The organism is Flavobacterium sp. FlaQc-57 (genome assembly GCF_044007395.1).
Classification (GTDB): domain Bacteria; phylum Bacteroidota; class Bacteroidia; order Flavobacteriales; family Flavobacteriaceae; genus Flavobacterium.
On record NZ_JBIPDA010000002.1, the window covers coordinates 1,066,565 to 1,083,709 of the forward strand.

Consider the following 17,145-nt stretch of genomic DNA (forward strand, 5'->3'; position numbering starts at 1 on the left):
AATAATAACCCTTAAATAATTATAATCATGTTTGTAAACAAATTCGCAAAATGCTTTGCATTGGCTTTTCTGTCATTATCTATTTTTTCATGTAGCAGTGACGATGCTGCAAAAGATGAAACACCAGCTGTAAATGGTACTAAATATGTTGCATCTTATTGGTTGGCTGATTATACTCAGTATATATTAGATTTTACTTCTACAGATCAATTAATGACTGGAGAAATTAGTGCAAAAGGAGTTGGAATTGAAAAGGAGGGAAGTTGTTTCCCCGTAAATAATACATTTTTTGCATTAACTACCGGAGATGAAGGATCGGTTTCATATCATCTTAATAGTGCCGGAAAATTAGTAGCCGGAGATAAACTTTCTTTCGAATCATCTTACGCTGTAGGTTATACAGATGATAAAAAAATGATCAATATTGGTGCAACTTGGGACGGTAGTTCATCTGATTACGAATTGATGATTTACAATCCTACAACAGTTGCTGTTGATGGTAGAAAATTCAACGACTTTACAGTTTCTCCAGATAATAAAAAAGTATTATACTGGCCAACAGGAGCTGCAGTTTCTGGAGACAAACTTTTTGTTCCGGTTTATATTAAAGATGTTTCTGATGGAACAAACAAAGTATTATCATCTGATGCTACTGTGAGAATCTACAAATATCCTTCTTTAGATTATGTAACGACAATTAAAGACACCAGAACAACTGCTATTGGAATGTATTATACGAATACCGGAATTGTACAAACTGAATCTGGAGATATTTATACTTTTTCATCTAATGCTCGCGCAGGTGGTTACCCTGTTAAAACCGTTTCTTCTGGAGTTTTACGTATTAAAAAAGGAGACGCTAAGTTTGATCCGGGTTACTTTTTCGATCTTGAAGCAAGTTCGCTTAAAGGAAAAGTTTTAGCAGCTTATCCGTTAGGAGGAGAAAAAGTTTTTATCTCTTATATTCCTAATGATGTAGATGCTGTTAGCCCGGTTTATAGTTTTCTTAGAACTAATACACTTTTTAAATCGGCAATTCTTGATTTATCAGCTAAAACAGTTTTAGAAGTTACAGGATTACCAAATCATGGTGGTGATGAGTTTTTTGGTTTAGGAAGTTTATTTGTTGAAAACGGAAAAGCATACAAAAGTTTTGTAACAGGAGATCAGGCTCGCGTTTATCAAATAGATATTGCAACTGGTACAGCAAAAGCCGGAGCACTTATCAAAGAAGGTCTTTATTTACCGGCAATTGGTAAATTGACTTACTAAATAAATACAGTATAAAATGGCTTGAGGTATTATACAATAATCCTTAAGCCATTTTTTATATCAATCTAATGTTGTTTTTCAAATAATAAATTCAATGAATATTTTTAAAAGCCGTTCAAGTAAACCACCCAATAAAGGAAAATCACGTTTTAGTAAAATCAATGCCTGGCTGCATTTATGGCTCGGATTGGGATCAGGAATAATCGTTGTTATCATGGCAATTACGGGTTGCGTTTTAGTTTTCGAACACGAAATAAAAGAACTAACATCGCCATATTTAAATGTAGAAGCTCAAAGTCCGGACAAATTATTACCGCCTTCACAAATTTATGCAGCAGTTCAAAAAGTATTACCCAATAAAGAAATTCATGGAGTTTGGTATAATGGTTTAGATAAATCAATTAAAGTCGATATCGAATCGGATTCGCTGATTTATGTAAATCCGTATAACGGTAAAATTACAGGAATGGTAGACCATGAGGACTTTTTTCATATAATGGATGAAGGGCATCGTAATCTTTGGCTCGACCGGGATATCGGTTCGCAAATAACAGCTTGGGCAACCTTTATTTTCTTTCTTTTATTAATAAGCGGACTTATACTTTGGTTTCCGAAAAAGTGGAATAAAACAACCAGAAATAGCAGTTTTAAAATAAAATGGAATGCCAAATTCAAACGTCTGAATTATGATTTGCATAATGTAATGGGATTTTATACCATGATCCTTGCCATGCTTATTGCCTTTACCGGAATGTTAATGAGTTTTCATTGGTTAAGAGAAGGTACATATTGGATAAGCGGTGGTTGGGCCGATGAAAAAGATAAAAAAGAACAGGTTGTTTCAGTTAGAAAAGATACTTTATCCAAACAGCAAATGGATAAGTTGGCTGCAGCTGATTTTCTTTGGAAGAAAGTGCGAACAGAAATAGCAAAGGAAAACAAAGAAGCTGTTATTATTCATTTTCCAGATGATCCAAAAGAAGATTTTTATGTATGTACAGATATGTATAAAGGCGTTTGGAGAGATTTATATTTTGATTCGACAACACTTGAATTACTTCCAAAATCGCATAAATATATTGGTGACGAACGTTTTTCAAAATGGTTAATGCGTTCTAATTATAGCCTTCATATTGGCGCAATAGGAGGATTGCCAACTAAGATTATCTATTTCCTTGCCAGTTTAATTTGTGGCAGTTTGCCCATTACAGGATTTTATATTTGGTGGGGAAAAAAGAAAAAGCAAAAAACGAGAGTGTAACTCCAGTTTGATTTTTATCTGTTATTTTTTGTTAGTTAGTTTTTAAAGTCTTTTGTGAGAAGTAACATTCTCCAAAAGGCTTTTTCTTGTTTAAGAAGTAAAGGATAAAGAAATTAAATATAAAGCTCCAGCGGAGCATCATATTTATAGAAATCTAGTATAACACATTAAGATAAAGCTCCAGCGGAGCGACATAGTCATTTTGTTAGGAAATTTAATATTTCACCCCGATGGGGTTCTGTTGCATAATTTTTGTGATTTCTATAAATATATCGTTCCGCCGGAACTTAAAATTAATCGCACGTTCTCTAAATTTGAGTGGGTATGAAAGCGAAAAAATTAAAAACAGAAAGAGCCTGTTTACGACAAACAGGCTCTTTTCCATCAAAAAAAAAACAAAAACAAGGAAACTAAAGATCCAAAAACATTAGATTCTATAGGTAAAGGCAATCGTTGCAATGCGGTTATCAAGATCATATCTCTTATTGATGCTTGTTTGTGCTATAACCGAGTTGATGTGGAAATTATTAGTATTAAAAATATCAGTAATGTTGAGTTTGATATTGCCCTTTTTAGACAATACTTGTTTCGAAATTCCGATGCTGAAATCAAAGAAAGCATCTCTTTCATAAATACCAAGATTAGATTTTGATTGGTATTGAGCATTCGCCTCTGCTTTCCAGCTTTCAGCGATTGTAAATGAGTTTTGAACGCTTAAATTTAGAGTTACAATTGGGTCGATTTTATCTGTATTAACAACATTTCCCATAAATTTATTTTCAAAAATATTAAAAAGCGTATTTACAGACCACCATTTATAAATTTCGGCAGTATTGGTAATATTCGCGCCATAATTATACGATTTGTTGACATTAATTTGCGATGTAACCGTGGTGTTGGTTGTTGGATCATAAACGTAGACTTCTGTAAAAACATCTTTTGTTTTGCTGAAATACAGCGAAGCCATAAAAGTACTTTTCCAGGCATACCCAATTTCTGTCGAATGCGTGATTTCAGGAACCAAATTTGGATTTCCCTTAGAATAATTGAACGAGTCATCGTAAAAACGAAACGGATTCAAATCGAATTGACTCGGTCTGTTGATTCTTTTACTGTAAGACGCATGTAACGAATGATTAGTGCTTAATTCATATTTTAAAGAAACACTCGGAAACCATTTTAAATAATCATCCTTGTGTTCTTCATTTAAGGTTTTCTGCAAAATGTTTATGGCAGTATATTCAGATCTTAAACCACCCTGAATATTAAAATTTTCAAGTTGATATTTATAATTGGCGTAGGCAGCGTAAATTTGTTCTTTATATTCAAAATGATTCGTCGAATTAAGATCAACGATCCATTGATTGTTATCGTAATACTCGTAAACCGAAGGATTGTCGTTGTTTTTTACACTCGCTTTAAATCCCCATTCAATAGATTGTTTTTCTTTTAGTGGATTTGTAAAATCAACTTTTCCGGTAAAAACTCTTAATTGCGACGGAATAAAGCCTCGTCTGTCATTTACATCAGTTGTACTTGATGGATCGATGTTTTTTGCACTTTGAAATTGATTCGATCTGAATTTTGAAGATTCATATTCAAAGTCAAAAGACATATTTTTTCCTTCCGTATTGAATTTATGAACTCCCGAAAAAGCATAGGTGTAATCGTTCCATTTCTCTTTGCTGTCATTAAACGTCGAAGCATCAAATTGTACTTGATCTAATGCATTAAGTAAAGTATTTCTACCGTTAGCAATATTTTCATAACGACCAAGTTTTGCATCAACATATACTTCTAAATTTGTTTTAGGAGAAACTTCATAAGTTGTTCCAATCTTGAAATTGTTTGAAGTCAGCGGTTCATCAGTCGTTGAGGTTTGATGGTTTTTTGTCGAAATAGTCTGGCGAGTATTATCTGTAAATTGAATTTGGTCGAACTCTTTGCGTTCTTCTTCGCCTCTAAAAGTGTAACTGTAGTTTCCGTAAACACCAAATTTCTCTTTGTTGTAACTAAGATTTACACCAGAATTCGTTCTGTTTTTTCGACCTCTTCCATAATTCGTAAAAACAGTTCCTTTAAGACCTCCGGCATTAGGTTTCTTTAAAATAATATTGATAATTCCGGCTTTTCCGGTCGCATCATATTTAGAAGATGGATTAGTAATTACTTCAATTTGTTTGATGTTCGATGAGGTCGTCGACTTTAAATAATTCGCCAGTTCTTTTTGCGAAAGCTGCGTTAATTTGCCGTTTATCATCACGCCAACACCTTGTTGTCCGCGAATCGATAATTCTCCATCCTGAGACACAACAACGCCCGGTGCGCGCGATAAAACGTCCAAAGCAGTTCCGCCTTCAGAAACAATACTGTTTTCTACATTAAAAACAAGTCGATCTGATTTTTGAGTATATAAAACTTTCTTTTTTGTAATTACAATTTCATCTAAAACGTTTATTGAGGTCTCGACAACGCTATCTTTCTCTTTTTCTGTCTGCGAATATCCGTAGACCGAAAAGGCAAGCATAATAGAGGTTATAAAATTCTTCATGATATTTTGATTTGATTTTATTGGTGGAGTAAGGTTTTAATGCATTTGCAAGAATGAATCTGTGCAAATACTATTTTTAATTGTTTCGGAATAGATTTTTCTATTGCAAAACAATCTGTTCAAGTTTATCAGAAAGCGTTTTTTGAATATTAAAAAGAAGCTTTGATATCTTGAAAGAAATGGTTTTAATAAGGCTTTTTGAAGAGAACATCGGTGTGGTATTTTGAAGTTTCAGAGTTCAAATATATAACTATTTATAATAAGTCTAAATAAAAATAGTTAAAATTTACAACAAAAAACGATAACGGACTGATAGTTAGTTGTTCGTGATTTAGAGAAAAAGTAAAAAAGGGAATCAAAAGTCAGGATTTTGATAGAAAATCCAGTAAGAATAAGGCTTTACGCCTCGATAAAAAGTAGAAGCGAGTGAAAAATATTTCAATAATAAAAAAGCCAATTCTTCAAATAGAAGAATTGGCTTTTTACTGTAAACCGAGACTTATTTAGTAATCTCTCTAAAAACAGCCTCAAGATTTTTATTTTTCTGATTCAGTTGTAATGTTTTTAAACCATTTTCATTGGCGAAATCAAAAATAGCAGGACGCATATCTTTTTCGGCAACAAAGGTCAATTCCCAGGTCATATCGTGAATGTTTCGGTATGATGTAATATTTTCAAGTTTAGCTAAAAGTTGTTCTTCAATCTGATAGTCAAATTCTACTTCGATAACCTGCTCTTTATTTTCAGAAACTAAGTGATCCAGTTTCTTATCGGCAACAATTTGCCCTTTGTCAATAATAATGACACGATCGCAAATTGCTTCAACCTCCTGCATAATATGAGTCGAAAGAAAAACCGTTTTATCTTTCCCAACATTTTTGATTACATTTCGAATTTCCATTAACTGATTCGGATCCAGACCAGTAGTTGGTTCGTCCAAAATTAAAACGTCAGGATTATGTAATAAAGCGTTGGCAAGCCCCACACGTTGGCGATATCCTTTAGACAATTGCCCTATTTTTTTATGACTTTCAGCTGACAGACCTGTCAGTTGAATAACTTCTTCAATTCTTGATTTTGGAACCTGATAAACATCAGCATTAAAAGCCAAATACTCACGAACATACAAATCTAAATACAACGGATTATGCTCCGGTAAATAACCAATCGAACGTTGAACAGCTTTTGCATCCGTCATGACATCATGGCCATTTACAAGGGCTGCGCCATCATCGGCAAGTAAATACGTTGTCAAAATTTTCATCAAAGTAGATTTTCCTGCTCCATTTGGTCCCAAAAATCCAACAATTTCTCCTTTTTGAATAGAGAACGAAATTGAATTCAATGCTTTTTGAGTTCCGTAACTTTTTGATATGTTGTTTACTTCTATCGACATGACTTTTTATTTGCTACAAAAGTAAACAGAAATACTATTGATTACTACATTTTGCCTTTCAAAGAATTGAATTTTAAATATGAAATGTCGCGGTACAATGGCATCTTTATTGTTAAAGGAGTATTAAAAATAATAAATATTACAAATGAAAAAAATGTTAGTTGTTCTTGCATTGGCTATGTTTAGCTTTGCAAATGCTCAAAAAGGATCTATTTTAGTTATGGGAAGTATTGAGTACGATTCTCAAAAAGTATCAAATTCCGGGACTGAATTCAAAAATAGTTATTTTGGTTTCGCTCCTAAAGTAGGATACCAATTTCATCAAAACTGGACAGCAGGTATTGAAGCAGGAGTTGGTACAGAAACGACTGAATTTGTTAATAATACAGAGCGTAAAGACAATAATTTCTCTTTAGGAGGTTTTTTACGTTATTCTAAGCCATTAAACCAAACTTTTTCTGCTTATGCTGATTTAGGTGTTGGTTACCAAAGTACTAAAACAACAACTGAAACTGGTGCTTTTTCTTCTACAACAAACAAAGGAGACGGTTTTTACATTGGTGTTACACCAGCTATTTTTATCAATGTTAATAAAGGATTTGGTTTGAACTTCAACATAGGAGGTTTAGGTTACAATACTTTAAATTTTGATGGAAATAACGGTAACGGAGACAACGTTAAAAACTTCGCTTTCACTTTCGGAAAAGCATTTTCTGTAGGGATTTCAAAGAATTTCTAATTTTTAGAATATATTTCAATTTCAAGAAAGCACTCCAATTGGGGTGCTTTTTTTGTTTTATAAGTATAGATAAAAATCAAATAATGCCAACAAGAGCGAAGTCAAAATTAATTCATAACTACAAGAATTTCGACTCCGCCTGTTGGCATTAAAAAACAAAAATATATCTAATAAAAATTAAAAACTTACAGGATTTTCAACGGCAGCTCTCATTTCCTGCGCGGCAGCAACCATCTCAATTAAAGCTTTTTTAGTTTCATCCCAATGGCGTGTTTTTAAACCACAATCAGGATTTACCCATAATTGATCTACCGGAATTACAGCTGAAGCTTTTTCTAACAAACGAACCATTTCAGTGCTTGAAGGAACGCGCGGAGAGTGAATATCATAAACTCCCGGGCCAATCTCGTTTGGATATTTAAAGTTGGCAAAAGCATCTAAAAGTTCCATTTGTGAACGCGAACATTCAATTGTAATAACGTCAGCATCCATATCAGCAATATTCTGGATAATGTCGTTGAATTCGCTGTAACACATATGCGTATGAATTTGCGTATCGTCATGAACACCACTCGCAGAAATTCGGAAAGCTTTTACAGCCCAGTCCAAATAATTTGCCCATTCTTCTTTTCGCAATGGTAAACCTTCGCGAATTGCAGGTTCATCAATTTGAATAATTTTAATTCCGGCTTTTTCTAAATCTACCACTTCATCACGAATCGCCAAAGCAATTTGCGTGCAAGTTTCAGAGCGAGGCTGATCGTTACGAACAAACGACCATTGCAAAATAGTTACAGGACCGGTAAGCATTCCTTTTACCCATTTTGGAGTGAGCGATTGCGCATATTTCGACCATTTTACCGTCATTGGGTTTGGTCTGGAAACATCACCATAAATAACCGGAGGTTTCACACAACGGCTACCGTAGCTTTGAACCCAGCCATTTTTGGTGAAGGTAAATCCGGACAATTGTTCACCAAAATATTCCACCATATCATTACGTTCAAATTCTCCGTGAACCAAAACATCAATTCCGGTTTCTTCCTGAAAACGAATCGTAGCTTCGGTTTCTTTTTCGATTAAATAGTTGTATTGCTCCGTAGTTAATTCTCCTTTTTTGAATTTTGCTCTCCAGCTTCTCACTTCAGCCGTTTGAGGGAAAGATCCAATTGTAGTTGTTGGAAATAAAGGAAGATTTAAAGCTTCGATCTGGCTTTTTCTTCGTGTCGCAAAAGTACTTTTTCGTTTATCATCAGAAGCTGTGATTCCGGCAACACGAGTTTTAACTTCATTGTTGTGAATTAATTTTGAAGTTTTACGATTGTCGTTTGCAATTGCATTTTGTTCATAATCAACAGAGTTTTTAATATCAACTTCGTTTGAAGCAAATTGTTTTAAAAGAACAACTTCATTGATTTTTTGTTTGGCAAAAGCCAGCCATTGCTTAATTTCAGGAGTAAGCGTTGCGTCATTTGTTTCCAGATCTAAATCGCAAGGACTGTGAATTAAAGAACAAGACGGAGCAACTAAAATTCTGTTTTCTCCCAAAGTGTCAGTTGCTTTTTTGATTAATTCTAAAGATTTTTTGAAATCATTTTTCCAGATGTTTCTTCCGTCAACAACTCCTAACGAAAGATTTACATTTGAAGCCAATTTACCAGATTCTAAAATATCATTTAATTGAGAGGGACAACGAACCAAATCTAGATGAAAAGTATCAACCGGCAAAGCCAAAGCTGTTTCTAGATTTTCTCCAAAACAATCAAAATAATTAGCAAGAATGATTTTGATATTCGGGAAGTTCTTGTTGATTTCGTTGTACACTTTCGTGAAAGTATTTCTTTCTTTATCAGTTAAATTCAAAGCAAGGAACGGTTCGTCTAGCTGAATATATTCAACATTTTCGGCTTGTAGTTTTTCGAATATTTCGAAATAAACAGGAAGTAGTTTATCGATAAGATCAATTCGGTGAAAACCTTCTTCTTTTTCTTTTCCTAAAAGCAAGTAAGAAATTGGTCCAATTAAAACTGGTTTTGTAGTAATTTGTAAAGCATTTGCCTCTTTGAATTCAGTAATTATTTTTTCTGAAAACAATTCAAATTTTTGGTCTTTTGTGAATTCAGGAACAATGTAATGATAGTTTGTATCGAACCATTTCGTCATTTCCATAGCTACAACATCCTGTCCTTCTTTTTGCGCACCTCTTGCCATGGCAAAATACAAATCGATAGTAGAGTTTGTTTTGGCTAATTCATGATAACGTTCTGGAATTGCTCCAACAGTCAAAGTTAAATCCAGCACTTGGTCGTAAAAAGAAAAATCATTAGACGGAATCAAATCTACTCCAGCTTCAGATTGTAAGTGCCAGTTTTTGCGACGGATATCTTTTCCGGTTTCAATCAATTCATCGACAGAAATTTTTCCTGCCCAGTACAATTCGCAGGCTTTTTTTAATTCTCTGTTGCTTCCAATTCTTGGATAACCTAAATTATTTGTTTTCATTTTTATTTCAGTATTTTTTACTGAACAAATTTATAGTATTGGATATTAAAACTTATATTTGATTGTTATTTGAGTAAATTGTCTTTTAAAATGTATTTTTTGAAGATTATTTTACTGATAAAATCTTTTAAAAAGAACTTTAGCCGTAAAAAATACTATGGAAAACTTAGACAAAACCGATTTATTGATCTTAAAACACCTTCAGGAGAACTCAAATATCAATACAAAAGATCTTGCGAGTAAATTATTCTTGACCGTTACGCCAGTTTATGAACGTATAAAAAGGTTAGAACGTGACGGATTTATAACTAAATATGTTGCGCTATTAGATAAGAAAAAAATGAATCGGGGAATGACCGTTTTTTGCAATGTTCGTTTAAAAGAGCATGCAAAAAATGTGGGAAGCAATTTCGTGAAAGATATCGTCGCACTTCCCGAAATTATCGAATGTTATAATATTGCCGGCGATTACGATTTTATGCTAAAAATATTGGTAAAGGATATGGAAAGTTATCAGGACTTTGTAATGAATAAATTGTCTACAATCGAAAATATTGGAAACACGAATAGTATTTTTGTAATGGGCGAAATTAAACACAGTACAGCTTTAGAATTTTAAAATATTTTTTGCTACAGATTATAATGTTTTTAATTATGGTTGTGTTTGAATTTTTAGCTAGGAATTTCACGAATTTATTTATGCTCAATGATTTGTGAAAATTCGTGAAATTCGTGACGAACAAAACATTTAATCTTTTAAATCAAATTAATCTGTGGCATATTTTATCCTAAAAATAAACTGTACTTTTGATTCTCGATCTAAAATCTAAAATTATAATGAACTGGGAACAACTTTTATCACTAAAACGCCAAGGCGACACGAGCAAAAGATTACGTGTAGAACAAGATGATACTCGTTTAGGCTTTGAGGTAGATTATGACCGAATTATATTTTCGGCGGCGTTTCGATCTTTGCAGGATAAAACTCAGGTGATTCCGCTTTCAAAAACTGATTTCGTACATACAAGGTTAACACACAGCTTAGAAGTTTCGGTTGTAGGACGTTCATTAGGACGTTTGGTTGGAAAAAAGATCATTGAAAAGTATCCATATTTAAAAGAAGTTCATGGTTATCATATGAATGATTTTGGCGCTATTGTAGCAGCGGCTTCTTTGGCGCATGATATTGGAAACCCGCCTTTTGGACATTCTGGTGAAAAAGCGATTGGGGAGTATTTTTCAATAGGAAACGGATTAAAACACAAAGAGCATTTAACGCCGAAACAATGGCAGGATTTAATTGATTTTGAAGGAAATGCAAACGGATTTTCGGTTTTAACCGCAAGCCGTCCCGGAATTGAAGGTGGTCTTAGAATTTCGTACGCAACTTTAGGGGCTTTCATGAAATATCCGAAAGAAAGTCTGCCTAAAAAACCAACTCAGAATATTGCCGATAAAAAATATGGTTTTTTTCAAACTGATAAAACATTTTTTGAAGCAGTGGCAAAAGATATGGGAATGATTGCCAACAAATCTGGAGATGATATTGGTTTTGAAAGACATCCTTTAGCTTATTTGGTTGAAGCAGCAGATGATATTTGCTATACAATTATCGATTTTGAAGACGGAATAAACTTAGGTTTAGTCTCTGAGGATTATGCTTTAGAATATTTAATTAAACTTGTAAAAGACAATATTGGAGTTGCAAAATACAAAACGTTAACCACAAAAGAAGATCGTATTAGTTATTTACGTGCTCTTGCAATTGGAACGTTAATTAATGATGCTGTAGATGTTTTTATTGAAAACGAAGAGGCAATTTTAGCCGGAAAATTTCCTTTTGCCTTAACAGATAAAAGCAAGTATAAAGCGCAAATGAATGATATTATCAATTTGAGCGTTGAAAAAATCTATCAGAGTCGGGAAGTTATTGAGAAAGAGATTGTTGGTTATCAAATTATCCAGACTTTATTGGATAAGTTTATAACAGCTTTTAATAATAAATATGAAGGAACAGCTTCAAACTACGACAAATTGCTTTTGAAAATGTTGCCTGAAAAACATCATTTAGAGAAAACTAATTTATATGAACGTTTATTGCATATTTGCCATTATGTTTCACTGCTGACAGACGGAAATGCGTTAGAGTTGTTTGAAACCATTAATGGAAGAAAAAATAATTAATTCAGTTATTCGATTGGATTCAAAAATAAAAATGCCCTATAAAAGATGTTTTATAGGGCATTTTTATTACTTGTTAAGTAAACTTTATTATTGAAATGCATATACCAGACCAACACCTAAAACTTGTCTTAATTGCATTCTAGGTCCGTCATTAACCTGACTTTTTGAACCTGTAGTTGGATCAATCACATCTTTTTTGGTTTTAATATCGTCGTCATAAACTAAATGAACACCAATGTTTGCTTTTACATAAGCATTAACAACAAGGTCTAAACGAGTATCGTAATCAATATCGACATTTCCGAATTTGTTTAAATAGTCCGTATACAAACTCAGTCTGTTTTCGTAGAAAATGTTTTTGTAGATTTCATTTTTCATGTATCCGGTAAATAAAATACCAAACTCAGCTTTTACTTTTTGCCCGTTTTCAATCAAAATTTGATTAGTAGGATCTAGAGGATCAGGTGCATAAATAGCTTTTTTAACACCAAAAGATCCTTGATCAGCTAAGTATTGATCCAGAACTAAAGTAGTCTTTAAAGTTATTGGAGAGAAATAGAATGTTCTGTTTTTCTTTTTATTTGAGTTTTCAGCTCCAGCTCCAAGAAAGATATAAGCAGGAGCAAACGGTTTAGAGATCGCAATATCTCTATTGGGATAATTATAACCGTTAGTGAATTGTGTATTAAAATTAAATTTTGCCGAGTAGTACCAATTTGATACCGTATCTTTTCTAAAACCGTAAGTAGAATTTAGTAAAAAGGCATCATCAGTTTTTCTTAGTTCAGTACCATCTTGTTTATTCAAACCATATTTAACAATAAGTTCATTTGCCCATTTGTGGTTCCCTTTAATGTAAACTCTTGCAAATTCACCTTTAAACAGACCGGAAATAGAACTTGTTCCCCCGGCACTCCAGTTGACAAAAGCAATTTCAGAAATATCAAAACCCACCTGATTTTTTTTCGTCCAATTTGAAGGAAGTGCGGGTAATTGATTGGGGTCTAAAGTCGTTTGTATAATTTGAGCAAAGTTATGTGAAGTACACAAAAGCAATAGAAGCAAAAGAGTAGAACGCAATAATTTCATTATGATTTTAGTTTTTTTTTGGTAGCGCAAAATAATTATTTTAGCTCGTTTGAAAAAGATTTATCAAACTTTTAACGTCAATTTTGCATAATTGTTGTAATTGGTTTACGGTTCCGTGCTCAATAAACATGCCAGGAATACCTAAAATTTCAATTTTATTTTTGAAATTATTTGAAGCCGAGAACTCTAGAATGGAACTTCCAAAACCTCCATTTATAGTGCCGTCTTCTATAGTAATTATACGATCAAAATTCGAAAAAATATCAAGTAACATGCGTGTATCCAGTGGTTTTATAAATGGAAAGTCGTAATGCGCAATTGCATCTTTATTTTCAGATTCATTAATAGCCAGAGTCACATTATTTCCAATTGTTCCGGTCGATAAAACGGCAGTTTTTGTTCCTTTTTTTAAGCAGTTTGCCTGCCCAATTTTTATTTCTTCATAATGTCCGAAATTTTCTACTTCCCAATTTGGAAGAACGCCTCGGCCTCGCGGATAACGAATCGCGATCGGGTGATTTAGTCCTAATTGAGCCGTAAATAAAATGTTTTGCAACGCAACTTCATTGATTGGCGCATAGATTATCATGTTTGGAATAGCTCTTAAATAAGCAATATCAAAAACACCGTGATGCGTTGCACCGTCTTCGCCAACCAAACCTGCACGATCTAAACAAAAAATAACAGGTAAATCTTGTAAAGCCACATCATGAATAACTTGATCGTAAGCACGTTGTAAAAAAGTCGAGTAAATATTACAATAGACAACCATACCTTGCGTTGCCATTCCGGCGGCAAGAGTTACGGCATGTTGTTCTGCAATTCCAACATCAAAAGCACGTTCCGGAATTTCATCCATCATGAATTTTAAAGAGCTTCCAGATGGCATTGCAGGCGTGATTCCGATGATTTTCTCATTCTTTTTGGCTAAATCTAAAATGGTCAAGCCAAAAACATCCTGATATTTCGGAGGTAAATTTTCTTCAGATTTTAAAATGATTTCTCCGGTTGAAGCATCAAACTTTCCGGGTGCATGGTATTTCACCTGATTTTCTTCAGCTTGCTGTAAACCTTTTCCTTTAGTGGTAACAATATGAAGGAATTTTGGGCCTTTTATGTTTTTTAAGCGATTTAACTCTTTGATTAGAGTAGGAAGGTCGTGACCGTCAATTGGTCCTGAATAATCAAAATTCAAAGATTTGATCATGTTATTCTTCTTCGGATTTTTTCCTTCTTTTACAGCAGTCAGATATTTTTTAAGTGCGCCAACGCTCGGATCAATTCCAATAGCATTATCGTTCAAAATAACCAATAAATTAGCATCAGTAACTCCCGCATGGTTCAGACCTTCGAAAGCCATTCCAGATGCAATAGAAGCATCTCCGATAACTGCAATATGCTGTTTTTTGAAATCACCTTTTAAATTAGACGCAATTGCCATTCCAAGTGCTGCCGAAATAGAAGTTGATGAATGACCAACGCCAAAAGTATCGTAAATACTCTCACTTCTTTTAGGAAATCCGGAGATACCATCAAGTTGCCTGTTGGTGTGGAAATTTTCTCTTCTTTCGGTTAATATTTTGTGTCCGTAAGCCTGATGACCAACATCCCAGACCAATAAATCTTCGGGAGTATTAAATACATAATGCAGCGCAATTGTCAATTCAATTACGCCCAAACTGGCGCCCAAATGCCCTTCTTTTACAGAAACAATATCAATTATAAATTGACGTAATTCCTGCGCGACTTCTGGTAGTTGCGCTTCAGAAAGTAAGCGTAAATCAGCGGGATTGTATATGTTTGAAAGTAAGTTGCTTTTCATTGTAAGGTAAAAAGCAAATTTACGGTTTTAAATTTAGATTTATTACTTTGAATTTTCAGAAGAGTCTTTTTCGAATGCTATTGGCATACTATATTTTGATCTCGTTTTCTTGCCATTTTGTGTACCCGGTACCCAATTAGGTAATGTTTTTAAAGCACGCGTTATTTCGGTTTTTATTTTTGGGTCTGTATTTTCTAAAAAATCAAAAGTTGAAAGCGAGCCATCTTTTTCAATCACAAAGGAAACTATAATTCGATTCTGTAAATTTTTAGTTTCTTTTGGGCGTTTAAATTCGTTTATAAATAATTGATAAAAATTATCAATTCCATTAGGGTAACTGGGTTTTGTTTCGACTATTGCTCCCATATAATAAACTTCGTTCTCTATAATAGAATCTTTAACGGCTTTGTTTTCGTCGCTTCTTTTTGATGTGGATTTTTCATTGTCATAAGTAATCTCTGGACAATTTTCAGGTACTGGTTTTACAAGTTTATCAGAAGCAACTTTTGGTGATAAAACATCTTTAGTTGAGTTATCATTTTCTGAAACTGCATTTTCTACTTTAGGTTGTTCATTACTTTCTCCCGTTTTAAAAACTTGCATGGAGGTAATTTTTGAAAATTTCCTTTTTCTTTTTTTCGGATTCAAAGTATCGAGCTCAAGTGTAATCGACAGATCATAAAAAGTTTTAACCTTTTTTCCTTTGGTTTCGCCCGGAGTCCATTTTATAGATTTTTCTAGAATCCGAATGGCTTGATCTCCAGTTTCAAAGCCAAGATCTTCAATGGTTTTTATTTCATCTAGTTTTCCGTCTTTTTCAATAACGAAAGACATTTTGATTACACCAGTAGATTTCTTTAACTTTTTAGGTATTTCATATTCAGATCTAAACTTTTCATAAAATACATCTTTTCCTCCCGGATAATCAGGCGAAACATCAATTCCCATTACTCCATAAACCGTATCATCTGCATAATAATCATTGTAAGGAATTGCTTCTCCACATTTTGTTTTTGTAAAAGAAAATATTTTTTCTTTTTTAAGAGCAGAACGGCTTTTACGTTTTGTTGTTTTTGCATCGCTAATTTTTGATGATTTATTATTGACATCAATTGTATCGTTAGAAGTAGTTTTTACAATAGGAGAATCTTCAACAACCTCAATCTTGTCAATTTTTTGCTTGTTTCCCTCTTTATCCTGACAACTAAACAAAGTAGTTCCCATGGCAATAAACAATGCCAATAAAAACATTTTATGATAATGGGTTTGTGTATAAAGAATACGACTCGGAATTTGAATAGTTATCGAATCCAATTGAGACTTTCTTATTCTTCCGCAGATATTTTTGTCTTGATTCTGAATAAAAAAATGCTGAATTTCTTCAGGCAGCATTTGGGTAAAATCGATAACCGTTTTTGAGCAACTCAAACAAAATCGACCATTGTCTTTGGGAGTCATTTCGTCCCAGTTTTCGTGGCAAGGTTCAGGAATTGTTATTTTGTGTTTCATTCTTTATTACTTAAATGGAATTTGCAAAGTGTAAGTGGAGCGAACAACTCTATTTTTTCGTTTACCCGGAATCCATTTTGGAGTTTTTTCTAAAATTCCGATAATATCTTTTTCACTTGCTGACGTTGTATTTTCAAGTATATTAAAATTGCTAAGACTTCCGTCGCCTTCAATTACAAATAAAACGGAAATTTCTCCTTGTTTTGCTGTGGTAAGATTTTTTAAAAAATTAGAATTGAATTTTTTCATTCCATTTTTTGGAACAGCTGCAACGTCTAAATCATTTGAATTATAAATAATTCCGTAATTTCCAGATTGAGAGTCTTCTTGTCCGGACTGAGAATGCTCTTCGGTATTAAGTTTGTCTACAGGCATCAAAATAATTCCGGTAGTAGCGTGTTGTTCTGGTTTGACATCTTCTACAACTTCAATTTTATCTATTTTTTTCTTATTTCCGTCTTTGTCCTGACAACTAAATAATGTAGTGCCCATAGCTATAAAAAGTGCCAATAAAAACATTTTTCGATAATGGATTTGGCTGTGTAATATTTGAGATGGAATCTGAATATTTATTTCACTTAACTGTTCATTTTTAAGTCTTCCACAGACATTTTTATGTGAAATGAAATACTGCTGAATTTCCTCCGGAAGCATTGACGTAAAATCAACAACCGTTTTAGAACAGCTCATACAAAAACGGCCATTGTCTTTGGGAGTCATTTCGTGCCAGTTTTCATGGCAAGGTTCAGGAATTGTTATTTTGTGGATTTTTTCCATAACTAGATATCAGAAAATAAATATAAGAAAAAATTAATAGTAA

General features: G+C 33.4%; 12 protein-coding genes. 5 read left to right on the forward strand and 7 right to left on the reverse strand.

The genetic code is table 11. From position 1 onward, the window contains the following. Positions 1–27: 27 nt before the first annotated feature. Together ACHRVZ_RS10550 and ACHRVZ_RS10555 are read left to right on the forward strand one after the other, a co-directional pair. Complete coding sequence (locus tag ACHRVZ_RS10550; protein ID WP_395422357.1) at positions 28–1,272, forward strand: DUF4374 domain-containing protein; 1,245 nt, start codon at positions 28–30, stop codon at positions 1,270–1,272. A gap of 94 nt (positions 1,273–1,366) precedes the next feature. Continuing rightward, positions 1,367–2,533, forward strand: a complete 1,167-nt coding sequence (locus ACHRVZ_RS10555) for a PepSY-associated TM helix domain-containing protein (RefSeq protein WP_395422358.1) — start codon at positions 1,367–1,369, stop codon at positions 2,531–2,533. Positions 2,534–2,960: 427 nt separating this feature from the next. Here the strand turns inward: ACHRVZ_RS10555 and ACHRVZ_RS10560 are convergent, their stop codons facing one another. After that, positions 2,961–5,084 carry a TonB-dependent receptor domain-containing protein gene (locus ACHRVZ_RS10560; protein ID WP_395422359.1) on the reverse strand — a complete coding sequence of 708 codons (2,124 nt, stop codon included), beginning with the start codon at positions 5,082–5,084 and terminating at the stop codon, positions 2,961–2,963. Positions 5,085–5,583: 499 nt separating this feature from the next. Continuing rightward, positions 5,584–6,480 carry a gliding motility-associated ABC transporter ATP-binding subunit GldA gene (gene gldA / locus ACHRVZ_RS10565; RefSeq protein ID WP_395422360.1) on the reverse strand — a complete coding sequence of 299 codons (897 nt, stop codon included), beginning with the start codon at positions 6,478–6,480 and terminating at the stop codon, positions 5,584–5,586. Positions 6,481–6,625: 145 nt separating this feature from the next. On the opposite strand from gldA, the gene ACHRVZ_RS10570 reads away from it, so the two are divergent. Continuing rightward, positions 6,626–7,219, forward strand: coding sequence for an outer membrane beta-barrel protein (locus ACHRVZ_RS10570; RefSeq protein ID WP_395422361.1), 594 nt, complete (start codon positions 6,626–6,628; stop codon positions 7,217–7,219). 177 nt (positions 7,220–7,396) lie between these two features. Here ACHRVZ_RS10570 and metE read toward each other — a convergent pair whose 3' ends face one another. Then, positions 7,397–9,721 carry a 5-methyltetrahydropteroyltriglutamate--homocysteine S-methyltransferase gene (metE, locus tag ACHRVZ_RS10575; protein WP_395422362.1) on the reverse strand — a complete coding sequence of 775 codons (2,325 nt, stop codon included), beginning with the start codon at positions 9,719–9,721 and terminating at the stop codon, positions 7,397–7,399. 157 nt (positions 9,722–9,878) lie between these two features. Here metE and ACHRVZ_RS10580 point away from each other — a divergent pair, with 157 nt between their 5' ends. Both ACHRVZ_RS10580 and ACHRVZ_RS10585 read left to right on the forward strand, forming a co-directional pair. Then, complete coding sequence (locus ACHRVZ_RS10580; RefSeq protein WP_395422363.1) at positions 9,879–10,340, forward strand: Lrp/AsnC family transcriptional regulator; 462 nt, start codon at positions 9,879–9,881, stop codon at positions 10,338–10,340. Positions 10,341–10,558: 218 nt separating this feature from the next. Beyond that, entirely contained in the window at positions 10,559–11,905 is a 1,347-nt protein-coding gene (locus ACHRVZ_RS10585) for a deoxyguanosinetriphosphate triphosphohydrolase (protein ID WP_395422364.1), read from the forward strand. A gap of 87 nt (positions 11,906–11,992) precedes the next feature. Here ACHRVZ_RS10585 and ACHRVZ_RS10590 read toward each other — a convergent pair whose 3' ends face one another. From ACHRVZ_RS10590 to ACHRVZ_RS10605, 4 genes are read right to left on the reverse strand one after another with little or no spacing between them, the layout of a single operon-like run. Next, positions 11,993–12,994 (reverse strand): DUF3078 domain-containing protein, encoded by a 1,002-nt coding sequence (locus ACHRVZ_RS10590; RefSeq protein WP_395422366.1) that lies wholly within the window; start codon positions 12,992–12,994, stop codon positions 11,993–11,995. 40 nt (positions 12,995–13,034) lie between these two features. Continuing rightward, a complete protein-coding gene (locus ACHRVZ_RS10595) occupies positions 13,035–14,816 on the reverse strand; it encodes a 1-deoxy-D-xylulose-5-phosphate synthase (RefSeq protein ID WP_395422367.1) in 1,782 nt (593 codons plus the stop codon). 42 nt (positions 14,817–14,858) lie between these two features. Next, positions 14,859–16,325, reverse strand: a complete 1,467-nt coding sequence (locus ACHRVZ_RS10600) for an energy transducer TonB (protein WP_395422368.1) — start codon at positions 16,323–16,325, stop codon at positions 14,859–14,861. A gap of 6 nt (positions 16,326–16,331) precedes the next feature. Next, positions 16,332–17,102, reverse strand: coding sequence for a hypothetical protein (locus ACHRVZ_RS10605; RefSeq protein ID WP_395422369.1), 771 nt, complete (start codon positions 17,100–17,102; stop codon positions 16,332–16,334). Positions 17,103–17,145: the final 43 nt, after the last annotated feature.

Bases quoted from the DNA above. Each gene is read 5' to 3' on its own strand.
- ACHRVZ_RS10570 (WP_395422361.1), top strand. From the start codon at position 6,626: ATGAAAAAAATGTTAGTTGTTCTTGCATTGGCTATGTTTAGCTTTGCA.
- ACHRVZ_RS10600 (WP_395422368.1), bottom strand. From the start codon at position 16,325: ATGAAACACAAAATAACAATTCCTGAACCTTGCCACGAAAACTGGGAC.
- ACHRVZ_RS10550 (WP_395422357.1), top strand. From the start codon at position 28: ATGTTTGTAAACAAATTCGCAAAATGCTTTGCATTGGCTTTTCTGTCA.
- ACHRVZ_RS10560 (WP_395422359.1), bottom strand. From the start codon at position 5,084: ATGAAGAATTTTATAACCTCTATTATGCTTGCCTTTTCGGTCTACGGA.
- ACHRVZ_RS10595 (WP_395422367.1), bottom strand. From the start codon at position 14,816: ATGAAAAGCAACTTACTTTCAAACATATACAATCCCGCTGATTTACGC.
- ACHRVZ_RS10585 (WP_395422364.1), top strand. From the start codon at position 10,559: ATGAACTGGGAACAACTTTTATCACTAAAACGCCAAGGCGACACGAGC.
- ACHRVZ_RS10555 (WP_395422358.1), top strand. From the start codon at position 1,367: ATGAATATTTTTAAAAGCCGTTCAAGTAAACCACCCAATAAAGGAAAA.
- gldA (WP_395422360.1), bottom strand. From the start codon at position 6,480: ATGTCGATAGAAGTAAACAACATATCAAAAAGTTACGGAACTCAAAAA.
- metE (WP_395422362.1), bottom strand. From the start codon at position 9,721: ATGAAAACAAATAATTTAGGTTATCCAAGAATTGGAAGCAACAGAGAA.
- ACHRVZ_RS10605 (WP_395422369.1), bottom strand. From the start codon at position 17,102: ATGGAAAAAATCCACAAAATAACAATTCCTGAACCTTGCCATGAAAAC.
- ACHRVZ_RS10590 (WP_395422366.1), bottom strand. From the start codon at position 12,994: ATGAAATTATTGCGTTCTACTCTTTTGCTTCTATTGCTTTTGTGTACT.
- ACHRVZ_RS10580 (WP_395422363.1), top strand. From the start codon at position 9,879: ATGGAAAACTTAGACAAAACCGATTTATTGATCTTAAAACACCTTCAG.